1 protein-coding gene is annotated in these 1241 nt (G+C 63.3%); it reads left to right on the top strand.

What is annotated here, in order from left to right:
• Positions 1–1241 (top strand): immunoglobulin-like domain-containing protein (locus tag FQ664_RS25705; RefSeq protein WP_144175807.1); only part of this gene is annotated, 1241 nt, incomplete at both ends.

Here is a 1241-nt window from a genome sequence, read left to right as displayed (position 1 = left end):
GTTGTTTCCATCACTGTTGAGGCGGGCAAGACCCAGGGCAGTGTTGATTTCGAGACCCCGGCCAACGATGTCTACAACAACGGCTCGACCGTCAGCACCACGATTACCGGTGCGACCGGCGGCAACTTCGAGCAGCTGACGCCGAATCCGACCCCGGCCCAGACCACCATCAACGACTCGGTCGACACCACCACCGCGACCCTGACGGCGAGCCCGTCGGTGACCGAAGGTGGCGTGATCACCTACACCGTGACCCTGAGCAACCCGGCCCAGTCGCCGGTAACCGTGACCCTGTCCAATGGCCAGACCATTACCGTCGAAGCCGGCAAGACCCAGGGCAGTGTCGACTTTGAGACGCCGGCCAACGACGTCTACAACAACGGCTCGACCGTCAGCACCACGATTACCGGTGCTACCGGTGGCAACTTTGAACAGCTGACGCCGAACCCGACCCCGGCCCAGACCACCATCAACGACTCGGTCGATGTCACCACCGCGACCCTGACCGCTTCGCCAAGCGTGACCGAAGGCGGCGTGATCACCTACACGGTGACCCTGAGCAACCCGGCCCAGACCCCGGTGACTGTGACCCTGTCTAATGGCCAGACCATCACTGTTGAGGCGGGCAAGACCCAGGGCAGTGTTGATTTCGAGACCCCGGCCAACGATGTCTACAACAACGGCTCGACCGTCAGCACCACGATTACCGGTGCGACCGGCGGCAACTTCGAGCAGCTGACGCCGAATCCGACCCCGGCCCAGACCACCATCAACGACTCGGTCGACACCACCACCGCGACCCTGACTGCTTCGCCAAGCGTGACCGAAGGCGGTGTGATCACCTACACCGTGACCCTGAGCAACCCGGCCCAGACCCCGGTGACCGTGACCTTGTCCAACGGCCAGACCATCACTGTTGAGGCGGGCAAGACCCAGGGCAGCGTTGACTTCGAGACCCCGGCCAACGACGTCTACAACAACGGCTCGACCGTCAGCGTGAGCATCGAAAGCGCCACCGGTGGTAACTTCGAGCAACTGACGCCGAACCCGACCCCGGCTCAGACCACCATCAATGACTCGGTGGATAACACCACGGCGACCCTGACGGCCACTCCGTCGGTGACCGAAGGTGGTGTGATCACCTACACCGTGACCCTGAGCAGTCCGGCTCAGTCGCCGGTGACTGTGACCCTGTCCAACGGCCAGACCATCACTGTTGAGGCGGGCAAGACCCAGGGCAG

This window comes from Pseudomonas persica, assembly GCF_900291015.1.
Classification (GTDB): Bacteria; Pseudomonadota; Gammaproteobacteria; order Pseudomonadales; family Pseudomonadaceae; genus Aquipseudomonas.
Note: the sequence above shows the minus strand (reverse complement) of the source record. Positions and strands in the feature narration are given on the sequence as shown.